23 protein-coding genes and 1 pseudogene are annotated in these 22,214 nt (G+C 70.4%); 19 read left to right on the plus strand and 5 right to left on the minus strand.

The window, feature by feature from the left end:
* Positions 1-110 precede the first annotated feature (110 nt).
* The 9 genes from ACWGJ5_RS30905 to ACWGJ5_RS30945 all read left to right on the plus strand — a co-directional run bounded on the left by ACWGJ5_RS30905 (position 111) and on the right by ACWGJ5_RS30945 (position 7,915).
* A complete protein-coding gene (locus ACWGJ5_RS30905; protein WP_453312929.1) occupies positions 111-755 on the plus strand; it encodes an HAD family hydrolase in 645 nt (214 codons plus the stop codon).
* A 93-nt stretch (positions 756-848) separates the two neighbouring features.
* Complete coding sequence (locus tag ACWGJ5_RS30910) at positions 849-1,580, plus strand: VC0807 family protein (protein ID WP_453312930.1); 732 nt, start codon at positions 849-851, stop codon at positions 1,578-1,580.
* 96 nt (positions 1,581-1,676) lie between these two features.
* On the plus strand, positions 1,677-2,888 hold the full coding sequence (locus ACWGJ5_RS30915; RefSeq protein WP_453312931.1) for an MFS transporter: 1,212 nt from the start codon (positions 1,677-1,679) through the stop codon (positions 2,886-2,888).
* Positions 2,839-4,011: an acetoin utilization protein AcuC gene (locus ACWGJ5_RS30920; protein ID WP_453312932.1), complete on the plus strand. Its 1,173-nt coding sequence runs from the start codon at positions 2,839-2,841 to the stop codon at positions 4,009-4,011. Before ACWGJ5_RS30915 ends, ACWGJ5_RS30920 begins: the two co-directional genes overlap by 50 nt.
* A gap of 131 nt (positions 4,012-4,142) precedes the next feature.
* Positions 4,143-4,958 carry a phosphatase gene (locus tag ACWGJ5_RS30925; RefSeq protein WP_453312933.1) on the plus strand — a complete coding sequence of 272 codons (816 nt, stop codon included), beginning with the start codon at positions 4,143-4,145 and terminating at the stop codon, positions 4,956-4,958.
* Positions 4,959-5,087: 129 nt separating this feature from the next.
* Positions 5,088-5,300 carry a helix-turn-helix domain-containing protein gene (locus ACWGJ5_RS30930; protein WP_159045602.1) on the plus strand — a complete coding sequence of 71 codons (213 nt, stop codon included), beginning with the start codon at positions 5,088-5,090 and terminating at the stop codon, positions 5,298-5,300.
* A 147-nt stretch (positions 5,301-5,447) separates the two neighbouring features.
* The gene (locus ACWGJ5_RS30935; RefSeq protein WP_003948845.1) at positions 5,448-5,546 is read left to right on the plus strand and encodes a 30S ribosomal protein bS22; all 99 of its coding nucleotides are present in this window, start codon (positions 5,448-5,450) and stop codon (positions 5,544-5,546) included.
* Between the two features lie 195 nt (positions 5,547-5,741).
* Positions 5,742-6,812, plus strand: coding sequence for an NAD-dependent epimerase/dehydratase family protein (locus tag ACWGJ5_RS30940; protein WP_453312934.1), 1,071 nt, complete (start codon positions 5,742-5,744; stop codon positions 6,810-6,812).
* 14 nt (positions 6,813-6,826) lie between these two features.
* Complete coding sequence (locus tag ACWGJ5_RS30945; protein WP_453312935.1) at positions 6,827-7,915, plus strand: lysophospholipid acyltransferase family protein; 1,089 nt, start codon at positions 6,827-6,829, stop codon at positions 7,913-7,915.
* Positions 7,916-8,031: 116 nt separating this feature from the next.
* Here the strand turns inward: ACWGJ5_RS30945 and ACWGJ5_RS30950 are convergent, their stop codons facing one another.
* From ACWGJ5_RS30950 to ACWGJ5_RS30960, 3 genes are all read right to left on the minus strand, one after another.
* Positions 8,032-9,264, minus strand: coding sequence for a DUF5667 domain-containing protein (locus ACWGJ5_RS30950; protein WP_453312936.1), 1,233 nt, complete (start codon positions 9,262-9,264; stop codon positions 8,032-8,034).
* Positions 9,265-9,499: 235 nt separating this feature from the next.
* Complete coding sequence (locus ACWGJ5_RS30955; RefSeq protein ID WP_453312937.1) at positions 9,500-10,282, minus strand: ECF subfamily RNA polymerase sigma factor, BldN family; 783 nt, start codon at positions 10,280-10,282, stop codon at positions 9,500-9,502.
* A 342-nt stretch (positions 10,283-10,624) separates the two neighbouring features.
* Positions 10,625-11,554, minus strand: coding sequence for an HAD family hydrolase (locus ACWGJ5_RS30960; protein ID WP_453312938.1), 930 nt, complete (start codon positions 11,552-11,554; stop codon positions 10,625-10,627).
* Positions 11,555-11,672: 118 nt separating this feature from the next.
* Between ACWGJ5_RS30960 and ACWGJ5_RS30965 the strand changes: the two genes are divergently transcribed.
* From ACWGJ5_RS30965 to ACWGJ5_RS30985, 5 genes are all read left to right on the plus strand, one after another.
* Complete coding sequence (locus ACWGJ5_RS30965; RefSeq protein WP_453312939.1) at positions 11,673-11,972, plus strand: glutaredoxin family protein; 300 nt, start codon at positions 11,673-11,675, stop codon at positions 11,970-11,972.
* Positions 11,973-12,252: 280 nt separating this feature from the next.
* Positions 12,253-13,041, plus strand: coding sequence for a redox-sensing transcriptional repressor Rex (locus tag ACWGJ5_RS30970; RefSeq protein WP_453312940.1), 789 nt, complete (start codon positions 12,253-12,255; stop codon positions 13,039-13,041).
* The gene (locus tag ACWGJ5_RS30975) at positions 13,038-14,717 is read left to right on the plus strand and encodes a glutamyl-tRNA reductase (protein ID WP_453312941.1); all 1,680 of its coding nucleotides are present in this window, start codon (positions 13,038-13,040) and stop codon (positions 14,715-14,717) included. The genes ACWGJ5_RS30970 and ACWGJ5_RS30975 overlap by 4 nt, the downstream gene beginning before the upstream one ends.
* The gene (gene hemC, locus ACWGJ5_RS30980) at positions 14,714-15,673 is read left to right on the plus strand and encodes a hydroxymethylbilane synthase (protein WP_453312942.1); all 960 of its coding nucleotides are present in this window, start codon (positions 14,714-14,716) and stop codon (positions 15,671-15,673) included. Before ACWGJ5_RS30975 ends, hemC begins: the two co-directional genes overlap by 4 nt.
* On the plus strand, positions 15,670-17,382 hold the full coding sequence (locus ACWGJ5_RS30985; RefSeq protein WP_453312943.1) for a uroporphyrinogen-III synthase: 1,713 nt from the start codon (positions 15,670-15,672) through the stop codon (positions 17,380-17,382). The genes hemC and ACWGJ5_RS30985 overlap by 4 nt, the downstream gene beginning before the upstream one ends.
* A gap of 47 nt (positions 17,383-17,429) precedes the next feature.
* On the opposite strand, the gene ACWGJ5_RS30990 is transcribed toward ACWGJ5_RS30985, so the two are convergent.
* Together ACWGJ5_RS30990 and ACWGJ5_RS30995 are read right to left on the minus strand one after the other, a co-directional pair.
* A complete protein-coding gene (locus ACWGJ5_RS30990; protein ID WP_453312944.1) occupies positions 17,430-17,609 on the minus strand; it encodes a DUF397 domain-containing protein in 180 nt (59 codons plus the stop codon).
* Positions 17,606-17,842 (minus strand): annotated as a pseudogene (locus ACWGJ5_RS30995) (Scr1 family TA system antitoxin-like transcriptional regulator); the annotation flags it as partial. The pseudogene ACWGJ5_RS30995 and the gene ACWGJ5_RS30990, both read right to left, overlap by 4 nt.
* Positions 17,843-17,965: 123 nt before the next feature.
* On the opposite strand from ACWGJ5_RS30995, the gene ACWGJ5_RS31000 reads away from it, so the two are divergent.
* The 5 genes from ACWGJ5_RS31000 to ACWGJ5_RS31020 all read left to right on the plus strand — a co-directional run bounded on the left by ACWGJ5_RS31000 (position 17,966) and on the right by ACWGJ5_RS31020 (position 22,171).
* Complete coding sequence (locus tag ACWGJ5_RS31000) at positions 17,966-18,439, plus strand: ATP-binding protein (protein ID WP_453312945.1); 474 nt, start codon at positions 17,966-17,968, stop codon at positions 18,437-18,439.
* A 234-nt stretch (positions 18,440-18,673) separates the two neighbouring features.
* Positions 18,674-19,642, plus strand: a complete 969-nt coding sequence (locus ACWGJ5_RS31005) for a helix-turn-helix domain-containing protein (protein ID WP_453312946.1) — start codon at positions 18,674-18,676, stop codon at positions 19,640-19,642.
* Positions 19,639-20,598 carry a DNA-processing protein DprA gene (dprA, locus tag ACWGJ5_RS31010; protein ID WP_453312947.1) on the plus strand — a complete coding sequence of 320 codons (960 nt, stop codon included), beginning with the start codon at positions 19,639-19,641 and terminating at the stop codon, positions 20,596-20,598. The genes ACWGJ5_RS31005 and dprA overlap by 4 nt, the downstream gene beginning before the upstream one ends.
* A 13-nt stretch (positions 20,599-20,611) precedes the next feature.
* Positions 20,612-21,361, plus strand: a complete 750-nt coding sequence (locus ACWGJ5_RS31015; protein WP_453312948.1) for a hypothetical protein — start codon at positions 20,612-20,614, stop codon at positions 21,359-21,361.
* A 108-nt stretch (positions 21,362-21,469) separates the two neighbouring features.
* Entirely contained in the window at positions 21,470-22,171 is a 702-nt protein-coding gene (locus ACWGJ5_RS31020; RefSeq protein WP_453312949.1) for a hypothetical protein, read from the plus strand.
* Positions 22,172-22,214: the final 43 nt, after the last annotated feature.

Raw genomic sequence — 22,214 nt, forward strand, 5'->3', positions numbered from 1 at the left:
GCCGATGGTACTGCAGGGGGGACCCTGTGGGAGAGTAGGACACCGCCGAACAATTCTTGAGAAAGGCCCACGCCGAATGGCGTGGGCCTTTCTGCGTTTAGGGTTGGCCCATGCGCTACGACCTGATCATCTTCGACAACGACGGCGTGCTCGTCGACAGCGAGCCCATCTCCAATCGGTGTCTGGCCGCCTATCTGACCGAGTTGGGGCACCCGACGTCGTACGAGGACTCCATCCGGGACTACATGGGCTCGGCGATGCACCGGATCCATGAGCTCGTGCTGGAGCGGACCGGTCAGCGGCTGCCGGACGACTTCGACGACGTCTTCCACGCGCGCGTGTTCGCCGCGTTCGAGCGGGAGTTGCAGCCCGTGGCGGGCGTGGCCGGCGTACTGGAGAAACTGGCCGCGGACGGGGTGCCGTACTGCGTGGCCTCCTCGGGGAGTCATGCGCGGATCCGGGTCGGGCACCGTACGACCGGGCTCGGCCGGTGGTTCGCGGAGGAGCGGATCTTCAGCTCCGAGGACGTGGGGCGCGGGAAGCCGGCGCCCGATCTCTTCCTGTACGCCGCGGAGCGCATGGGGGTGGCGCCGGAGCGGTGTCTGGTCGTGGAGGACTCTCCGCTGGGCGTCCAAGCGGCCATGGCGGCCGGGATGGCGGTCTACGGCTTCACCGCGATGACACCGGCGGCGAAGCTGGCCGGCGCCGGCCAACTGTTCTCCTCCATGGGCGAGTTGGCTGACCTGCTGGTATGACCTGAGCCATCGGTCCGGGGCTGACAATTGTCATGCGGACGTCCGGACGATCGTTTCTACTGGGCGACCTCCTGCGGCGGCGAAGCTGAGGGCATGACGAAGAACACGGGGACCCAGGGCCGTACCGAGCAGCAGAAGCAGAACCCGAGCGTGCTGGACAACTTCAAGCCGCTGCTCCTGGACGTGGCGGTGCCGCTCGGCTCGTACTACCTCCTCAAGGACGCCTTCGGGATGAGCACCTTCGCCGCGCTCGCCTGGAGCAGTGTGGTGCCGGCGCTGCGGACCGTGTGGGGCCTGGTCAAGGAGCGCAGGACGAACGCGCTGGCCGGTCTCATCCTGGTCGTCAACGTCGTCTCGTTGCTGCTGAGCTTCGTCTCCGGTGACCCGCGGCTGATGCTCGCCAAGGACAGCGGGGTCAGCAGCGTCGTCGCCTTCGGCATCCTCGCCTCCGTCTGGCTGGGCAAGCCGATGATGACCGCGGGCATGAAGCCGTTCCTGGTGAAGGGCGACGAGGCCAGGGAGGCCGCCTGGGAGCGGCTCGTCTCCGGGGCTTCGGTCCGGTCCGCGGCCTTCCGGAGCAAGGAGAAGGCGTTCTCGGTTGTCTGGGGGCTGGTGCTGCTCGCCGAGTGTGTCGCCCGGGTTGTGGGTGCGTACACCATTCCCGTGGACACGATGGTGTGGCTCGGCAGCGTCTTCCTCGTCGGCGCGATGGTGATCGGGTTCGTGGTCAGCGGTGGCCTGGCCGTCGGGCCGATGGAGGAGATGCTGGCTGCCGAGGTCGAGGCCGCCAGGACCGGGACACCCGAAGTCGCTGTCGTCGCCTGAGCCGCCACTCGACGAAGCGGCACTCGGCAAAGCTGAAGGGAATTCATCTTTGGCTGGATCTACCCACAGGTAGCCCGGGGCCCTACGCTCGCCGCCATGACTGATGTGCTGCGGCGCGGTAGGGCCTCGCTGGCGTTCAGCTTCTTCGCTCAGGGCGCCACCTTCGCCCTGCTGGTGACGCGGATCCCGGCCATCCAGGACCGGTACGGCGTCTCCGACGCGCTGCTGCCGGTCTTCCTGGCCGCCGTACCGATCCTCGCCGGTGCCGGCAGTGTGACCACCGAGCAGCTGGTGAAGCGGATACGGCCCAGCCGGCTGCTGCGCTGGTCCCAGCCGGTCGTCCTGCTGGCGCTGCTCGGCGCCGGGGCGGGCGGGCACATCGCGGAGCTGGCGGTGGCGCTGGGCGCGTTCGGGCTGGCCGTGGGCGCGCTGGACGCCTCCATGAACATGCTCGGGGTGAGCCTGCAGCGGTCGTACGGGCGCAGCATCATGCTCAGCTTCCATGCCGCGTACAGCCTGGGCGGGATCCTGGGTGCCTCGCTGGCGTGGGTCGGGGCGCACTGGCATCTCGCGCTGTGGGTGTCGTACCTGCCGGTGGTGGCCGTCCTGCTGCCGGCGACGCTCGTGGGGAGCCGGTGGTACGTCGACGGCGATCCGGCGCCGGTGGGGGAGGCGCAGGGCCGGGCCGGGGGCCTCGTCTTCAAGCTGCTGCTGCCGCTGTGTCTGGTGATGACCTTCGCCTACATCGGGGACTCGACCGTCTCCAACTGGAGCGCGAAGTACCTGAAGGACGTGCTGGGCAGCTCGGAGCAGCTGGCGACGGTGCCGTACAACGTGTACATGGTGACGACGCTGCTGGGGCGGGCCATCGGGGACTTCGGGGTGCGGCGGTTCGGGGCCGTGGCGGTCGTGCGGCTCGGGACGCTGGTGGCGGCCGGTGGGTTCGCGGTGGTGGCCTCGGCGCCCGGGGCGTGGGTGGGGATGCTCGGGTTCACGCTGCTGGGTCTGGGGTTGTGCGTGCTGGTGCCGCAGACGTTCGCGGCGGCGGGGCGGCTGTTCCCCGGGGCTTCGGATGCGGCCATCGCCCGGCTCAACATCTTCAATTACGTGGGCTTTCTGATCGGTTCGCCGTTGGTGGGTGCTCTGGGCGGTGCCTGGAGCTATCGGGGCGCCATGCTCGTGCCGATGGTGTTGGTGCTGGTGACGCTGGTGTACGCCAGGTCGTTCGCTGCTCAACCGGACCGATACGGTGGCGGTCATGAGCGGCCGCGCACAGCTGATGTGGGACGAGGCAGTAACGGGCTATGACTTCGGCCCGGACCATCCGATGGATCCGGTCCGGCTGGCACTGACCCGGAAGCTGGTGGGTGCCTTCGGGCTCGACCGGGAGATGGAGGTCGTCGCGGCCAAACCGGCCGGGGAGTCGACGCTGCGGCTGGTCCATCGGCAGGACTACATCGACGCCGTGAAGGCCGCGTCGGCCGATCCGGCGGCGGCGGACCTGTCGTACGGGCTCGGGACCCTCGACGATCCCGCGTTCGCGGGCATGCACGAGGTGTCCGCGCTGATCGCCGGGCAGTCGGTGGGTGCGGCGGAGGCGGTGTGGCGGGGGGAGGCCGAGCACGCCGTGAATTTCGCCGGCGGACTGCATCACGCGATGCCCGGGGGCGCGTCGGGGTTCTGCGTCTACAACGACGCCTCGCTGGCCATCGCCCGGTTGCTGGAACTGGGGGCCGAGCGAGTCGCCTACGTGGATGTCGACGTGCATCACGGGGACGGGGTGCAGGCGGCGTTCTGGGAGGACCCGCGGGTTCTGACGATCTCGCTGCACGAGCATCCCCGTACGTTGTTCCCGCAGACCGGGTGGCCGGAGGAGACCGGGGCCGGGGCGGGGGAGGGCGCCGCGGTGAACGTGGCGCTGCCTGCGGGGACGGGGGACGCGGGGTGGGTGCGGGCGTTCCACGCTGTGGTGCCGGAGCTGCTCGCGGAGTTCCGGCCGCAGGTGCTCGTGTCGCAGCACGGGGCGGATACGCACTTCGAGGATCCGCTCGCGCACCTTGCGGTGTCGCTGGACGCGCAGCGGGCCGTGCAGGTGGCGTGTCATGAGCTGGCGCACGAGTACGCCGGGGGGAAGTGGGTCGCGCTCGGCGGCGGCGGGTACGCGGTGGTCGACGTCGTGCCGCGGTCGTGGACGCATCTGGTGGGGATCGCGGCGGGGCGGCCGGTGGCACCGGAGGCGGCGATCCCCGAGGCGTGGCGGCAGGAGGTGTTCGCTCGGACCCGGCAGTTCGGTCCGCAGCGGATGACCGATGGGCGGTGGCCGGTGAGTTGGGCGTCGTGGGAGTCGGGTTACGACCCAGCAGACCGCCTGGACCAGGCCGTACGGGCCACTCGTCGGGCGGTGTTCCCGTTGCGCGGGTTGCTCCCCTGAAACCGAGAGCGGGCCCGAGAGGCTCAGGTGGCCGAGAAGGCACCCGTCGCCTTCGTCCCGCATTACGCCAACCGTGCACACTTCCCCGGTTTGCACCCCCTCTGTCGCCCCCATGCGTCACCATCGCACCCATGTCGACCAGCGGAGCTCTGCGCGCGCATCTGCTGGCTGTTCGGTTTGCCGGGGAGGTGGGGACCTCCCGGGAGGACAGTCTGCGGAGTTATCGGCTGTTCGCGGCCCGGGATCCCCGGGTGCTGATCGGGATCGATCCCGATGGTGCCTGGGGGCAGCCGGAGTTGCTGGGGCTGATGGCGGAGAAGTGCGGGGTTTCGGCCGATCCCCGGCACACTTCGGGGCCGGACGTGATCGATCCGGAGCGCACGCTGGCCGCGTTGGACGTCTTTGCGGGGCGGATCCGGGAGGCGGCCAGGCGCGGTGCGCCCGTGTTGTTCGGGACCGGGCATCCGCAGCGGCTGCTCGGGTTCTACGCCGGCTTGGCGGACGCACTCTCGGCGGCGGGGTGTGACGTGCTCACTCCCGCGCAGGGTCGCTGTGTCGACATATTGACCCGGTTCGGTCTACGTACGTGTGCAGTGGACTACGCACGAGGGGTCGGGTTGGTGCGGGAAACCGACGGTGGGCGCCCCGGTTGTGAGCCCGGCGTGCACAGTCATTCGCCGCTGCCGGTTCGGGTCGCGCTGGAGGCCGCGGCGGAGGGTGGAGGGCCGATGCCCGAGTTGGTCGTGGGGGACCACGGGTGGGTCTGCGGCGCTGGTCAGCTGGGGTTCGAGGCCATCGGTCTGGCCGACACCGACGATCCGGCGCTGTTCGTGGGGGAGGCGGAGGGGCGCGTGTCCGTCGCCGTTCCGGTTGAGGACGCCGGGCCGTCTGATCACTACCGGCCGCTCACCCGCTACGTACTCAAACGAGCATGTCTGTCACAGTAGGCCTGCGATGGGTGCACCTCTTCCCCACTTGCATCACCCGCCCCTACATTGGGGAGTGAGCACGCAACGACGAAGAGTCACCGGAAGGGGAAGCCGGTGGCCGTCGAGTGCGGAAGGTTCAGGTGTGTCATGGCTGCAGCTGACGAGAGGCCTCTGAACGAGGTCGTGTTCCTTACCGTGGCGGAGGTCGCCTCGGTGATGCGAGTGTCGAAGATGACCGTGTACCGCCTGGTGCACAGCGGTCATCTGCCCGCTATCCGGGTCGGGCGGTCGTTCCGTGTCCCGGAGCAAGCGGTACACGAGTACCTCCGTGACAGCTATGTGGGGGTGGAGACGGCCTGACGGCAACTCCAGGGTGACCCCGGGGTGACCCGGGGCACCCCCCTCGATTACGACCTTGGCGCTCGGTTGGGTAGGCTAGCCCCTCGTAGGTCGTGTGGGCCCATGGCGCCCAAACAACCGAGTGATGAGAAGTGAGCGAGGGTAGTCGTGGGCTCTGTTATCAAGAAGCGGCGCAAGCGGATGGCCAAGAAGAAGCACCGCAAGCTGCTCAAGCGCACGCGCGTTCAGCGCCGCAACAAGAAGTAAGCGGCGCCGCGAGAGCGTGTCAGCGCGGATCTGTGGCCTCCCATCGATACTGATGGGGGGCCACAGGCGTTTGCGGCGACCTGGCATATTCCGATGAGTGAATTTCCGTCACTTCGTGCATCGGGCGGTCATCACAGCGCAACATCGACCCGCTAGGTTGGCCGTACGCATCACGTACGAGGGAAGGCGCTGATCTTGGGGAAGGTCGTGCTCGTCACCGGAGCGGCCCGGCAACTGGGCGGCCGGTTCGTACGGCGGATCCAGCGGGATCCCGAGGTCGACCGGGTGATCGCCGTGGACGCGGTGCCGCCGGCGCACCGTCTGGGCGGCGCGGACTTCATCCAGGCCGACATCCGGCAGGCGACGATCGCACGGGTGCTCGCCGAGACCGGCGCCGACACGGTCGTCCACATGGACGTGACCGGCACGGCGCTGGGCAGCGGCAACCGGGCCACGGTCAAGGAGACCAACGTCATCGGCACCATGCAGCTGCTCGGCGCCTGCCAGAAGTCGCCGACCGTGAAGCGGCTGGTGGTGAAGTCCAGCACGAACGTGTACGGCTCCGCGCCGCGCGATCCGGCCGTGTTCACCGAGACGACCCCGCCGAAGTCCCTGCCGAGCGGCGGCTTCGCCAAGGACGCCGTCGAGGTCGAGGGGTATGTGCGCGGGTTCGCCCGGCGGCGGCCGGACGTCGCCGTGTGCGTGCTGCGGTTCGCCAACATCCTGGGGCCGGCCGCCGACACCCCGCTCGCCTCCTACTTCGCGCTGCCCGTCCTGCCGACCGTGTTCGGTTACGACCCGCGGCTGCAGTTCGTGCACGAGGACGACGTCGTCGAGGTGCTCAGGATCGCCTCCCACGAGCCGCGCAGGGGCACCCTCAACAGCGGCACGTTCAACATCGCCGGGGACGGTGTGCTGCTGCTCTCGCAGTGCTCCCGGCGGCTCGGGCGGCCGACCGTGCCGCTGCTGCTCCCCGCGGTCACCTGGGCGGGTTCGCTGGTGCGTACGCTCGGTATGACGGACTTCTCGCCGGAGCAGATCCGGCTGCTCACGCACGGGCGGGTGGTGGACACCGTCCAGATGCGCGAGACGCTGGGCTACACGCCCAGGTACACGACGGCGGAGACCTTCGCGGACTTCGCGCGCGGCCAGGGTCCCGGACTGGTGCCGCCGGAGGCTCTCGCGGGGGCCGTCGACCGGGTCGCCGCGCTCGCCGTGAGGGGCGGCGGCAGGCCCACGACGCACAGCGCCGACAGCACCGACTGAGGAGAGCGGCAACGATGGCGGACGCCAAGGTCATTCCGTTCGACGACGACCGGTCCCGCGGGAGCGCCGCACAGCGCCCGGCGCGGCGCCGCGGCACGGGCAGCCGGCGCGGCGCCCACGCCGAGTCAGGGACCGGGACCGGGGAGATGGGTGAGGTCCAGCCGCTGCCGGGCCGGGGCCGGGCACGGGAAGATGGGCCTGTGAGCCGTGAGAAGAAGCCGGAGCAGCCGCAGGAGCGGTCGTCGGGTGCCGACGGGCCAGGCAGCGGCCTGGAGCGGCGTGTGGCGGCCGGGCTGGCCTTTCTGCGGCGCCGGCTGACCGGGGACTACGACGTCGACGACTTCGGTTACGACGAGGAGCTGACCGACCAGGTCCTGATGTCGCTGCTGCGGCCGGTGTACGAGAAGTACTTCCGGGTCGAGGTGAAGGGCATCGAGAACATCCCGGCGAAGGGCGGTGCGCTGATCGTCGCCAACCACTCCGGGACGCTGCCGCTGGACGGGCTGATGATGCAGGTCGCCGTGCACGACCGCCACCCGGCCGACCGCCATCTGCGGCTGCTGGCGGCCGACTTGGTCTTCGTGCTGCCGGTGGTCAACGAGCTGGCCCGCAAGCTGGGGCACACCCTGGCCTGCGCGGAGGACGCCGAGCGGCTGCTGGCTCAGGGTGAGCTGGTCGGGGTGATGCCGGAGGGCTTCAAGGGCATCGGGAAACCTTTCAGCGAGCGGTACAAGCTGCAGCGGTTCGGGCGGGGCGGCTTTGTGTCGACCGCGCTGCGGCAGGGAGCTCCGATCATTCCGTGCTCGATCGTGGGGGCGGAGGAGATCTACCCGATGATCGGCAACGCGAAGACGTTGGCGCGGGTGCTGGGTTTTCCGTACTTCCCGCTGACGCCGACGTTTCCGTGGCTGGGGCCGCTCGGTGCGGTTCCGTTGCCGACGAAGTGGACGATCCAGTTCGGGGAGCCGATTCCGACGGACGGGTATCCGGCGGAGGCGGCCGAGGATCCGATGCTGATGTTCAACCTGACCGACCAGGTGCGCGAGCAGATCCAGCACACGCTGTACAAGCTGCTGGTGCAGCGCCGGTCGGTGTTCTTCTGACCGGTGTTCTGCTGATCTGCTCTTCTGATCTGCTCTTCTGAGAAAGCCGAGTGGGGGCGCCCTGCTCGGAAAGGGCGCCCCCACTGTCGTAGGCCACTGGCGTGGTCGTACCGCCGCTAGTGCGTGTCCTCGCCTTCGATGCCCAGGCCCGGAAGGAGGCCGGGGAGGAGCGGCGGGAGAGTGACGGCGGGGGGCGTTGCCGGGGATTTGCTGGTGGACGGGGTGCTGCTGCCGGTGCCGGTCTTCGGCGGCTCCAGCAGGCCGCCCGTGGACCCGCCGAGCAGGCCCTCGCCGCTGCTGTTGGTGGCCGATCCGCTCGGGTCGCCGGAGCGTGCGTGCTTGCCGGAGGACGGGGTGGTGCCGGAGGAACTGGGTGCCGTCGACCGGTGGCCGCCGGAGGAGCCGGTGGATGCCGAGCCGGAGCCCTGCCGCTTGCCGTCGCCGCCCTGGCCGGGCGACCGCGGGAGCAGGGACTGCAGCGGGGCGACCTCTTGGTCTATGGCGTCGAACACCGACGACACCTGCTCTTTGACGTCACCGAGCTGTACGGGCAGCCTGTCGCTGAGCGCGGTCCACGCCTCCCGGTGGGAGCGGGAGAAGGTGGACAGGGCCTGGATGGGTCCCAGGTGGTCGGGGTTCGCCTCGTAGGCCTCGTGCAGCAGGCGGTGGCCCTCGCTGACGTCCTGCTGCATGCCGGAGAGCGTGCGGCGGATCTCGCTGATGGACTCGTGGTCGAGGTGGCCGCCGCGGCCGCGCTCCATCAGCCGGCGGGCCTCGTTGAGCCGGGTGGAGGCCTGGTCGAGGTAGGTCTGGCCGCGCTGGTCGTCGCCGTTGGTCAGGTAGTTGAGCTTGAAGTCCTCGATGCCGCGTTTGAGGCCGTAGAGGGAGTCACCGGGCAGGGCGCTCGAGCTGGCGGCGGCGACCCCGCCGAAGGCTCCCGCGGCCACGCCCACGCTGAGTCCGCCCGCCGCGAGCCCCTTGGTCAGCCGGGAACGCGGGCGGAGTTTGCCCAGCGGGCTCGCCCGGTGCGCGCCCCGTGACCGGGACGCGCGCTGTTCCGGTACCGACGCGTCCGCCGCCCCCGTGCCCTCCTTGAGCATGGCCTCCATCGCGGCCACCAACTGGGCGCGCTGCACGACCTTGACCTCGGGGTCGAGCTGCGGCTTGGGCAGTGCGCCGAGGCCCACTGCCAGGGCCAGCAGCTCGCCCCGCTCGGTCTGTTCCTCGGCGGTCGGCGGGGAACCCGCCGTGCCTACGGACTGCTCGGCCGCCGTGTCCCGGTCGGACTGCTCTTCCAGGGCCTGGGCGAAGGCGTTCGCCCGCCGGTGCGCCGATACGTTCGCGATCACTGGCGGCACCTCCTCTCGTCATGACGGTCGACTCCCCAGGGGGTCCTGAGGGTTGCACGCCTGCGACCACTTCACACGATCGAGCGATCAGGGTCGGCCAGGACGTGACCACAGGGAGCCTGTATCCCGCACAACGACTGGCGCGGCACTTGGGTTACGGACGGCGGATGCCCGGATCGGAACGGCAACGGGCGTTCACGGAACGTGAGTTGAGTGTTGCCGAGAGTCGCCGCGCTCAGCGCGCGTCGTCCGGCAGGAGACGGGCGAGCGTGCGGACGGCGCGGTACTGGAGGGTCTTGATGGCGCCCTCGTTCTTGCCCATGACGCGGGCCGTCTCGGCGACCGAGAGGCCCTGGAGGAAGCGGAGCGTCACGCACTCCTGCTGCTGCGGGTTGAGCCGGCGTACGGCGTCCAGCAGCGCGGCGTTCGACAGGGACTCCAGGACGGAGTCCTCCGGGGAGCGCTCGACCTCGTTGGCGTCGAGCATCTCGCCGGTGGTGACCTCCAGGCGGAAGCGGCTGGACTTGAAGTGGTCGGCGACGAGGTTACGGGCGATCGTGACCAGCCAGGCCCCGAAGTCGCGGCCCTGCCAGGTGAAGGTGCCGATCCGGCGCAGGGCCCGCAGAAAGGTCTCGCTCGTCAGGTCCTCGGCGGTCGCGCGGCCGCCGACGCGGTAGTAGATGTACCGATACACCGTGTCGCTGTACTGGTCGTACAGTCGGCCGAAGGCCTCGGCCTCGCCCGCCTGGGCACGCTCGACCAGGTCCATCATCCGGGCGCTGTCGCTGTCGGCGGCCGGGCGGCGGGCGGTGGCGGCGCCCCCGGCGGAGCGCCCTCGTCTGCCGACCGCGGCGCCGCCGTCGGCCAGTGCGTAGCACGGGCCCACGGGCGCGGCGCCGGCGAGGGCGGGGACGGCGTACGCGGTGGGGACGAGGCCGCGCAGCGTCACTTTGACCGTCGCGACCATTGCGCGCAGCGTAGCCAGGCCCGAGGCGTCAACCCCGACGTGTGGGTACACGGGACTCCCAGAGGCAGAGCTTCCATCACGTGCAGTACGGAACCATTCACTCGTCGTAGCGACGGAGAGGTACCGGTTTGCGTCTGAGGAGAATAACGCTTCGTGCAGGCACTGCTACACCGAGTTGCTCAAATCATCGATTGCGTCGCTTCTGTTACTGATTGACGTCCTATCAAGTGCCGCAGTCTGATCACTTGTTGACCGAAATCTGGCCGGTTTCGGTGAGGTACAGGGCGTGTTGAAATGGCCGCGGCATAATCCAGGCGCGCGGGGAAGTGCCCCAAAGGGGCGCGGGGCTGCGTCGACATGCGGCTCCGCCGCGTGGGCGCGACCAGCGCCGGGCTACCGCCGCCGTCGGCTCAAAGCGATCGCCGCCGCAGTGCCACCGGCGACCGCTCCGACGCCCGCCGCCGCCGGAATGCCGACCTTCGCCGCCTTCCGGCCCGTGCGGTAGTCGCGCAGGCGCCAGTCCTTCTCGCGGGCGTGCCTGCGCAGCTTGGCGTCGGGGTTGATGGCGTAGGGGTGGCCGACCAGGGACAGCATCGGGATGTCGTTGTGGCTGTCGCTGTAGGCGGCGCAGCGGGAGAGGTCCAGGCCCTCGGCCGAGGCCAGCGCGCGTACCGCTTCCGCCTTCGCCGGCCCGTGCAGCGGCTCGCCGACCAGCTTGCCGGTGTAGACGCCGTCCACCGACTCGGCCACCGTGCCGAGCGCGCCGGTGAGGCCCAGGCGGCGGGCGATCACCTGGGCGATCTCCACCGGGGCCGCCGTGACCAGCCACACCTTCTGCCCGGCGTCCAGGTGGGCCTGGGCCAGGGCGCGGGTGCCGGGCCAGATGCGGTCGGCCATGTACTCGTCGTAGATCTCCTCGCCGATCGACTCCAGCTCGGCGACCCGGTGGCCCTTGACGATCGACAGCGCCGAGTCGCGCGCGTCCTGCATGTGCTCGGGGTCCTCGACGCCGGCCAGCCGGAACCAGGCCTGCTGCCAGGCGAACTTGGCGAGGTCGCGCGTCTCGAAGAACTTCCGCTTGTACAGGCCCCGGCCGAAGTGGAACAGCGCGGCGCCCTGCATGACGGTGTTGTCGAGGTCGAAGAAGGCAGCCGCCTTCTCGTCGCCGATGACGGGGAACTCCGGTTCCCTGTGGGTGACCTGCGGAGTTTCCTGCGCCTCCTGCGAGGACTTGCGGGCAGCCTCCGCCGAGGCCTCGCCTGCCAACACGCTGCGCGCCGTGGCGGAGCGCCTACGGGGAGTGAGCCATCCAAGAGCGGCCATGTCGTGAGCATAGCCAGTCTGTTCGGTGCTTCCGTCGGAAGAGAGGTTGGGTGTGTGTGAACTCTCCGCGACCGGGCCGTTAAAGACCTGATCCGAAGCGTGCGCGGCACGCGCGAGAATGGCCGGTATGAGTCCACTTTTCCGGCGCAAGGCAGACCCGACCGACCCCGCCGACCCCCGTGTCCGGCTGGTCACGCTGATCCGCAAGCCCGGCTGTCATCTGTGCGACGACGCGCAGGCCGTGGTCGAGAAGGTCTGCGGGGAACTGGGCGTGTCCTGGGAACAGAGGGACATCACCGAGGACAAGGCCCTGCACGACCGGTACTGGGAGCAGATCCCGGTCGTACTGATCGACGGTGAACAGCACACCTTCTGGCGCGTGAACGAGGAGCGTCTGCGCCGGGCACTGACCGAGTAGTCCAAACAGGTCGGAAAGTCGCTTAGGATCGACGGCGGAGTGATCTCGGGGGCGGGATTCGTGAGGAGAGTGTGCGATTTTGCCCCCAGTAACGAAGGAGCGTCGGTGCGTATGCGCCGGTTCCCGTCGAGGGCGTGAAAGGCGCGTGACCCCGGTCACTTCTGCCGGGCAAATCGGACACCATCTTTGTGCACGCGTTCACAAAGACATAGCCTGCTGTCGACGGGGCGGTCTGGGGACGTACGACCGCCCGCAGCCCCGCTCTACCCGCAGGAGCACCGTGGCAACTGGCCGAACACACCGACCGGCGACCCGTGGCCGAGGGATTCCCGAGGCCACCGTCGCCAGGCTTCCGCTGTACCTCCGAGCCCTCACCGCGCTGTCGGAGCGCTCGGTACCCACGGTCTCCTCCGAGGAGCTCGCGGCCGCGGCGGGGGTCAACTCCGCCAAGCTGCGCAAGGACTTCTCCTACCTGGGCTCCTACGGAACGCGCGGTGTCGGCTACGACGTGGAGTATCTCGTCTACCAGATCTCCCGTGAACTCGGCCTGACCCAGGACTGGCCGGTTGTCATCGTCGGTATCGGTAACCTCGGCGCCGCCCTGGCCAATTACGGCGGGTTCGCCTCGCGCGGTTTCCGGGTCGCCGCGCTGATCGACGCCGACCCCGCCATGGCCGGGAAGCCCGTCGCCGGTATCCCGGTGCAGCACACCGACGACCTCGAGAAGATCATCAAGGACAACGGGGTGTCCATCGGCGTCATCGCCACCCCCGCCGGTGCCGCCCAGCAGGTCTGCGACCGGCTCGTGGCCGCCGGGGTGACCTCCATCCTGAACTTCGCGCCGACCGTGCTGTCCGTCCCGGACGGCGTCGACGTGCGCAAGGTCGACCTTTCGATCGAACTCCAGATCCTCGCCTTCCACGAGCAGCGCAAGGCCGGTGAGGAGTCCCCCATGGAGACCGCGGTGGGCGAGGGCGCGCTGCCCGCGTCCGCTCCCCGTGGCGCGGCCGCCGACGATTCCGCCGACCAGGGGCCCGACGGGGACGTACCCGCCGTGATGCCGGCATGAGTCTCCTCGTCGTCGGGCTGAGCCACCGCAGCGCGCCGGTCAGCGTGCTGGAGCGGGCCGCGCTGAGCGCGGACGCCCAGATAAAGCTGTTGCAGGACACGGTCGCCGCCGAGCCGGCCACCGAGGCCGCGGTGCTCGCCACCTGCAACCGCATCGAGCTGTACGCCGACGTCGACAAGTTCCACGCCGGTGTGGCAGAGCTGTCCACGCTGCTCGCCCAGCACAGCGGCGTCGGCCTGGAGGAGCTCACTCCCTACCTCTACGTGCACTACGAGGACCGGGCCATCCACCACCTGTTCTCGGTGGCCTGCGGCCTGGACTCGATGGTCGTCGGCGAGGGGCAGATCCTCGGCCAGATCAAGGACTCCCTGGCCAAGGCGCAGGAGCTGCACACCGCCGGCAAGCTGACGAACGACCTGTTCCAGCAGGGTCTGCGGGTCGGCAAGCGCGCCCACTCCGAGACCGGCATCGACCGCGCCGGCCAGTCCCTGGTCACCTTCGGCCTGGAGCAGCTGGCCGTCGGCGGAGCCGTCGAGGACTGGGCCCGGGGCAAGAAGGCGCTGGTCATCGGCGCCGGGTCGATGTCCTCGCTGGCCGCCGCCACGCTCGCGCGGGCCGGGGTCGCCGAGGTTATCGTCGCCAACCGCACCTTCGAGCGCGCCGAGCGGCTCGCGCAGATCCTCACCGAGGCCGACGACAACGCGGTGACCGCCCGCGCGGTACGGATGGACGCCGTGCCGGGCGAGCTGACACGTGCCGACGTCGTCGTCTCCTGCACCGGGGCCACGGGCCTGGTGCTCACGGCGCAGGCGGTCGCGCAGGCGGTCGAGGGCCGCACCGGCCGGCCGGCCGTCGCCGACACCGGTGTCACGGCCGAGAGGGCGGCGCCGCTGCCGGCCGGCACCGTCGGCAACGACGAGAACTGCCCGCTGGACCTGGCCGCCGTACAGCCCGGCTTCTCCCTCATGGGCGAGGCCGCCGTCGCCGGCATGGACGCGGCCACCCTGGAGCAGCACGCGGCCTGGGCCGCAGGCAAGACGATCGACCGCTCGGGCCGCCGCAGCCCCGAGGCGGACGCCGAGCTGATCACCGCGCTCGCCGCGACCGCCGCGAGCGTGGGCCGCATCCCCGAGCGGCGCAGACCGGAGCCGCCGGCCGAGCGTCCGGCGCCCTTCCTCTTCCTGCTCGACCTGGCCATGCCCCGGGACATCGACGCGGCCGTGCACCGGCTGGCCGGGGTGCGGCTCGTGGACATCGAGTCGCTGGCGGAGGCTTCCGCCGACGCGCCGATGGCCGCCGATGTGGACCAGGTCCGGCGTATCGTCTCCGACGAGGTCGCGGCCTTCGGGGCGGCGCAGCGGGCGGCGCACATCACGCCGACCGTGGTCGCGCTGCGCGCCATGGCCGCCGACGTCGTCGCCAGTGAGATCGCGCGGCTCGACGGCCGTCTGCCCGACCTGGACGAACGCCAGCGCGGGGAGATCCGGCAGGCCGTGCACCGGGTCGTCGACAAGCTGCTGCACGCGCCGACCGTACGGGTCAAGCAGCTCGCGGCCGAGCCCGGCGGCGCCGGGTACGCGGACGCGCTGCGCACCCTGTTCGACCTCGACCCCGAGACGGTCGCCTCCGTCTCCCGGGCCGGGGACAGCACAGACAAGAAGGACCGACCGGCATGACTGAGAAGGCACTGAGGCTGGGGACCAGGCGCAGCAAACTCGCCATGGCCCAGTCCGGGCAGGTGGCGGAGGCCGTCCGCCGGGTGACCGGGCGGCCCGTCGAGCTGGTCGAGATCACCACGTACGGCGATGTCTCCCGCGAGGCACTCGCGCAGATCGGCGGCACCGGCGTGTTCGTCACGGCGCTGCGCGACGCGCTGCTGAAGGGCGAGGTCGACTTCGCGGTTCATTCGCTCAAGGACCTGCCGACCGCGCAGCCCGAGGACCTGGTCCTGGCCGCCGTACCGGTGCGCGAGGACCCGCGCGACGTGATCGTCGCCCGGGACGCGCTGAAGTTCACGGACCTGCCGCGCGGGGCGCGCATCGGCACCGGCGCGCCGCGCCGCATGGCGCAGCTGAACGCGTACGCCCGCGCCCACGGCCTGGACATACAGACGGTCGCGATACGCGGCAACGTCGACACCCGGATCCGGTACGTCCAGGACGGCGAACTCGACGCCGTCGTGCTGGCCGCCGCCGGACTGAACCGGATAGGCCGGATCGACGAGGTGACCGACTTCCTGTCGGTCGACACGGTTTTGCCCGCCCCCGGCCAGGGGGCCCTGGCGATCGAGTGCGCCGCGGACAACGCGGACCTGATCGCGGCACTCGGCGAGCTCGACGACCCGTTCACGCGGGCCGCCGTGACCGCCGAACGGTCACTGCTCGCCGCCCTGGAGGCCGGTTGCAGCGCCCCCGTGGGCGCGCTGGCCGACCTTCTGGCCGACGGGCAGATTGTCAAGGAAATGCGCCTGCGCGGCGTCGTCGGCACGCCCGACGGCACCCGCACGGTGCAGCTGTCCACCACCGGTCCCGTGCCCCAGACGCACGACCAGGCGCTGGCACTCGGTCGCGAACTCGCCACCGAGATGCTCGCCCAGGGCGCGGCCGGTCTGATGGGGGAGCGAGCACATTGAGCCCCACCGCCCTTCCTGCCGCCGGTCCTGAACACGGGCACGTCACCTTCCTCGGTGCCGGACCCGGAGATCCGGGACTGCTGACTCTGCGCGCCGTGGAGGCGCTGTCGAACGCGGACGTCCTGATCGCCGAGCACGAGGTGCTCGACGTGATCCGGACGCACGCCCGACAGGGCGTCTCCGTCGTGCAGACGGACGCCGATCCCTCTTCGGTCTCGCCGCCGGGCACGGGCACGCCCCAGCTGACGGTCGTTGACGGCACGTCAACACCCGCCGCTGCCCCGGCTGCTGCCCGGGATGCCGCTCATCTTGTCATGGAGGCTGCGCGGGGCGGCAGGCGGGTCGTCCGTGCGGTGTCCGGGGACCCGGGACTTGATACGTACGCGGCCGAGGAAATGCTCGCCTGCGCCTCCGCCGGGGTGCCCTTCGAGGTGGTCCCGGGAGTCGCGGCGGCGGTCGGCGTGCCCGCGTACGCCGGTGTGCCGCTGCGGGACGCCGAGGGCGCGGACGTCCGCTTCGTGGATGCCCGTACCGCGTCGGAGCGTTGCTGGACGGAGGTCGGCGCCTCGGACGGCACGGTCGTCGTCTCCACGACCCTGGACTCGGTCGCCGCGGCGGCGGGCGAGTTGGTCGCGGCGGGCCGCAAGCCGGACACCCCCCTGTCCGTCACGATCGCCGGTACGACGACCCGTCAGCGCACCTGGACGGCGACGCTCGGTACGATCGCGCAGACCCTGAAGCAGGCGAAGGTGCTGCCGTCCCCGGACGGCGGCCGGCCGGTGATAGCCGTGGTCGGCGAGCGTTCCGCCGCCGCCCGGCGCGACCAGCTGTCGTGGTTCGAGTCCAAGCCGCTGTTCGGCTGGAAGGTGCTCGTGCCGCGTACGAAGGAGCAGGCGGCGTCGCTCTCCGACCAGCTTCGGTCCTACGGCGCCGTGCCGCACGAGGTCCCGACGATCGCGGTCGAGCCGCCGCGCACGCCCCAGCAGATGGAGCGGGCGGTCAAGGGCCTGGTCACCGGCCGCTACGAGTGGATCGCCTTCACGTCGGTCAACGCGGTGAAGGCGGTACGGGAGAAGTTCGAGGAGTACGGCCTCGACGCGCGTGCCTTCGCGGGCATCAAGGTGGCCGCGGTGGGCGAGCAGACGGCCAGGGCGCTGGTCGCCTTCGGCGTGAAGCCGGACCTGGTGCCGAGCGGTGAGCAGTCGGCGGCGGGCCTCCTGGAGGACTGGCCGCCGTACGACCCGGTGTTCGACCCGATCGACAGGGTTTTCCTGCCCCGTGCCGACATCGCGACGGAGACGCTTGTCGCCGGTCTGATCGAGCTCGGCTGGGAGGTGGACGACGTCACCGCCTACCGGACCGTCCGCGCCTCGCCGCCGCCGGCCGAGACCCGCGAGGCGATCAAGGGCGGCGGCTTCGACGCGGTCCTCTTCACGTCCTCGTCGACGGTCCGGAACCTGGTCGGTATCGCGGGCAAGCCGCACAACGTGACGGTGATCGCCTGCATCGGCCCGGCTACGGCGAAGACGGCCGAGGAGCATGGCCTGCGGGTGGACGTCATGGCCCCGGAGCCGTCCGTCCACAAGCTGGCGGAGGCGCTCGCCGACTTCGGGCTGAAGCGGCGGGCTGCTGCAGCGGAGAACGGGGATCCGGTGACCCGGCCGAGCGAGCGGCGGCCGGGGGCTCGGCGGCGCCGGTCTACTACGTGAGGTGTGGCGGAGTGCTCCTTGCCGGGGCACTCCGCCTTTCCGTTCTGTCAGCGCTGCGAGACGTACGGCAGGAAGCGGGCCCACGCCGTGGGGGTGAGGGCGAGGCGGGGGCCGGTGGGGTTCTTGGAGTCGCGGACGAGGACGTGGTCCCGATCGAGCGCGGCCACTTCGACGCAGTCGGGGCCATCGGGCGTGCTGTAGCTGCTCTTTATCCACTCCGGCTTCATGTCTCTCCAAGCACTTTCTCGATGAAGGCCAGTGACTCCCGAGGGGTGAGAGCCTGTGCGCGGATGATCCCATAGCGGATGTCCAGCACCTGAACCTCTCTCGGGTCGGTGATCACGCGGCTGATGAGTTGGACCTCGTTGTGTCCGACGGTGCTGCCATCCCGCAGTCGCAGCAGCCTGAACGAACCTGCCAGACCGGCATTGTCCTCACGGTCCAGGGGCAGGACCTGCAAGCCGTCCTCCCGTCACCACTCACCCCGTACGGCCCGGACGTAACCGGACACCACGCGGACAGCCCCCGTCCGCACGGGCTGCCGTTCTTCACAGGCTAAGCACGCTTGGACACGCTGAGTGACGTGAACGAGCAAATCTCCACCCTCCACATTCCGGTGCGGCAGTTCTGCGTGCCTCTCTCCGCGACCCGGCGAGACGCCCGTCTCGGGCGACTGCCGGCAACCGAGCAGCTGCGCTCCTGGGGGCTGCCGTTGGACCCCGCCCGGCTGATCGTCGCCGAGCTGACGGCGAACGCCGCGCTGCACGGCCGAGCTCCCGGTCGGAGCTTCCGGCTCGCTCTCGCGGTGACGGCCGAGGGCGTTCTGCGCATCGAGGTCACCGACACGCGTGGTGACGCACTGCCCGTTCCGCAGACCGCCGCCACCGGGCCGGCCGAGTCCGGCTACGGCCTGCTGCTGGTCGAGGAGTTGGCGGACCGCTGGGGTGTGCGGCACGGACCTGTGCCGTGCAAGACGGTGTGGGCGGAACTGGATCTGACGACCGGAGCCGGGAAACAGGCGTCCCGGTCGCAGGCGGGCCGGGGCTGCGGGCGGTAAAAGACCAAAGAACCCGGGGAAAAAACCAACCAACCAAACCAAACCGCGCGTAGGTCACCCGGGCGGGTGAAAGTGGTCGGTCCGGCTGGCGCGGCGGCGGATTGGGCGTGCAGTCTCGCCCCGAGGCAATTGCCTCCGTCACAACTCCACAAGCCCACACATGCATCGGCCCCCGCCGGGACGGCAATCCCAGTGCGAGGGCCTGACCAACGAGGAAGTCGAGACCTCTTCCCCATGGCTGAGAAGAAGCCTAACGCTGTCCTGCGCCCGATTCAGGGTGTTCGGCGATCCACCACCCACTCCGGTGTCACCCACGTACGCACGTACCAGTCCGGCCAGTACGTGGTCGTCGGCAACCACTTGGCCCAGCACCGCGAGCTGTCGCTGACCGCCATCGGACTCGCCACCCACATCCTGTCGGTGCCCGACGGCACCCCGGTCGACATCCGCAGCCTCGCCGAACGCTTCCCCGAGGGACGGGACCGGATCGCCGCCGCGCTGCGCGAACTGGAGGCGCACGGCTACCTGGAGCGGGTGCGCGAGCACACGGAGTCGGGTCGCCTGGTCACGCGTACGTACGCCCACCACACCCCTGCCGCCGCCTCGGGGGCCGCTTCTCCCGCGTCTCTTCGTGTGGCCGGACGCCCCGCGACGACCCGCTGCGGAGACCGTCGGCCCGTTGCGGGGACGGACGTACCGGAGGCGCCCGAGGAGGACGGCCAATCCCATCGTCGGCAGGTGCCCGCGCCCGCAACAACGTCCACGGCACCTGAGGAGCGCGGCCCGCGCGACAGTCGACATGACAGGGCCGTCACCCTCCTCGCGGGCCTGCGCCGCACCGACAGCCGCCTCATCCTCTCCCGCCGCGACGTGGACCGGCTCGCGCCGGCCGTCACCGCCTGGCTCGACAGCGGAGTGACGGCAGCCGACATCCACCACACCCTCACCAACGGTCTTCCCACCGAGATGAGGAATCCCGCGAAGCTGATCGCCTACCGCCTGGATGAGTTGCTGCCCGTACCGCTCCCTGCCCGCCCCACGCCCGCGCCGGTCGATGCGACGGGGGCCGCGGCCGCCCCTCGGCGCGAACGGTTCCAGACGTGCGACGGCTGCGAGCGCGCCTTCCGCGCCCCACATCCCGGCCTCTGTCGTGACTGCCGCGCTGACTGTGCGGCTCCGGGCCAGGAGGTGTGCGCCGCGTGAGCCTGCTGTCCCGGCCCGTGGCCCCTGCGCAAGCTGCCCGCTCCGGGGGGAGCCGTTCCTATACTTGCGGCGTGGACCAGGAACTGGAGCGAGCCGCCCTCGTCGCGCTGCTGCGGCGCGGTGATCGGCCCTGGTCCGAGGTCACCGACCAGGTGGAAACGGTCGGAAGTGCCCGGGATGTCCTCGAAGACTCACTTGATCTCTCGGGACAGGGAGCGCTCTTCGGCACCGGGCCCTCTGTCGATCTGGAGGAGGTCGCGGCGGAGATCGTGGGCTGGGAGCGTGACGGCATGCGGCTGGTCACGATTCTCGATCCTGACTATCCGCTCTACCTGAGGCTGGTCCATCAGCGTCCCCCTCTGCTCTTTCTCCGGGGGGCGACGGCCGATGACGACCTGCGTGTCGCCGTGGTCGGCACCCGCACGCCCACTCCGGAGGGCGTCGCCCACGCCCGTACGATCGCGGGTGGTCTTGCCGAGCGCGGTGTCACCGTAGTCAGCGGGCTGGCTGCGGGTATCGACACCGCCGCGCATGGCAGCGCTCTGGCCGCCGGCGGCCGAACCATCGCTGTGATCGGAACCGGTCTGCGCCATGTCTACCCGGCCCAGAACGCGCGGCTCCAGCAGGAGATCGCCGAAAAGGGGTTGTTGATCTCCCAGTTCTGGCCCGACGCTCCTCCGTCGAAGGCGTCCTTCCCCATGCGTAACGCGGTGATGAGCGGCTATAGCCTGGCCACCGTCGTCATCGAGGCCGCCTACCGCAGCGGCGCCCGGATGCAGGCCCGACTCGCGCTGGAGCACGGCCGCCGGGTGTTCCTCATGCGCTCACTGCTGACTCACGAATGGGCGCGGGAGTACGCCACCAGGCCCAATACGACCGTCATTGACGGCCCGGAGGACGTCTTCCGCCACCTCGACTCCCTCGTCCCCACCACGGGCGAGCTGACCTGGACCTGACTGGCGGGCCGACGTGGCAACCGTCGTCGGGCTGTCCGCCCGCTACGCCAACTTCCTGGTCCATCCGCTGCTGCCCGGCCCGGGCGTGTGTCGGGTCTGCCGAGGTCCCGCCAACGTCGGGTATCCCACCTGTTGGCGGTGCAACGAGGCCGCCAAGCTTCTCGGGGTGGGAACGGCCGACGCCGTCGTTCCTGTCAGCCTGGCCCTCAAGGGCGAGCAGTATGCCAACGAGCTCTGGCGCTACAAGAACGCAGCGGGGCCTCAGCAGCAGTACTTCCGCATGGGGCTGGCAGCCGTTCTATGGCGTTTCCTGGCCATGCACGAGGAGTGCATCAGGACTCACTGCGCAGTGCCCTCCTTCGACATCGTGACCACGGTTCCCAGCACGAGCGGGCGTGGCGATCACCCCCTTCGTGCCATGGTCGCCGACATGGCCGGGGTCACCCGGGACCGCCACCGCGACCTGCTCGTCCCGACACCAGAGGCGGCCGATCTGGGCCGAGCTGCCTCTTCCAGACGCTATGCGTCAGCGCGGCTGCGGGGCGAAAGCGTACTGCTCATCGATGACACCTGGGCCACGGGCAACCATGCGCAGTCCGCGGGCGCCGCGCTGAAAGCGGCCGGCGCCGCCAGCGTGGCGATCGTAGTTCTCGGTCGCCACCTCAACATCGGCTACGGCAACACGGCCGAGCACATCGCGCAGGCTCGATTACGCCGCTTCTCCTGGGACACCTGCCCGCTGCGTCCCCGGGGCCACTCCTGACCGAATCACCTTCGTCGTGATCTCGCGTCTGCGATGCTGACCGGCATGGGTGGGGGAGATCGACGACGTGATGGTGCAGCCCGCTGGTTACGACGGCGTGCGGCGGCGGTGGCGTTGACATGCTTCGGGGTTGCGGCCGCTGTTCTGCATGTCCTGGCACCCGGTCTCAAGATCGACGGTGTCACGGTGATGCTGCTCGCGGTGGCGGTGGTGCCGTGGCTCGGGGAGTTGTTCCGCAGCATCGAGGTGCCGGGGCTCGGGAGGATCGAGTTCCGGGACATCGAGCGCAGGATCGAGGCCGTCCAGCGGACGGCGAACGCGGCTCTTGCCGGGGACGGCCCCGAGGGCGGAGCCGTGGACGACACCGAGGCCCGGGACGCGGTCAGGGAACTGGCGGCCGAGTACGTGAAAGTACGTCTTGAACTGCCCGCCGGCCGAGCGCGGACCCACCGGATGGACCAGATCTTCGCCCGCCTGGTACGTGCGACCCAGCGTGTGCGGGACTTCGACGCCGGCGCGTTGCTCGGCTCCCAGGACGCCGGACTGCGCCTGGCTGCCTACGCACGCCTGTACGCGCTGTCCGAGCCAGAGGCGCTGGACGCGCTGGTCGACGCGGTGACCAGCGAATCACTCCCCTTCAACCAGTACTGGGGGCTGCAGGCCCTGGGGAGAGGCGTGGAGGACGTGGGAGCGGAACGTGTTCCGTTCGGAGTGGTGCGCCGTTTGGAGGACTGCCGTTCCCGGATGCGACACGCCCCCGACCGGGTCGAGCTGATCGATCGCATCCTCGCGGACCTCGGTGAAGGCTGAGCGGCAGGCGGGTGCAAGGCGACGCCCGCCTGCCGCACGTGCC

It is taken from the genome of Streptomyces sp. NPDC054783 (genome assembly GCF_053611725.1).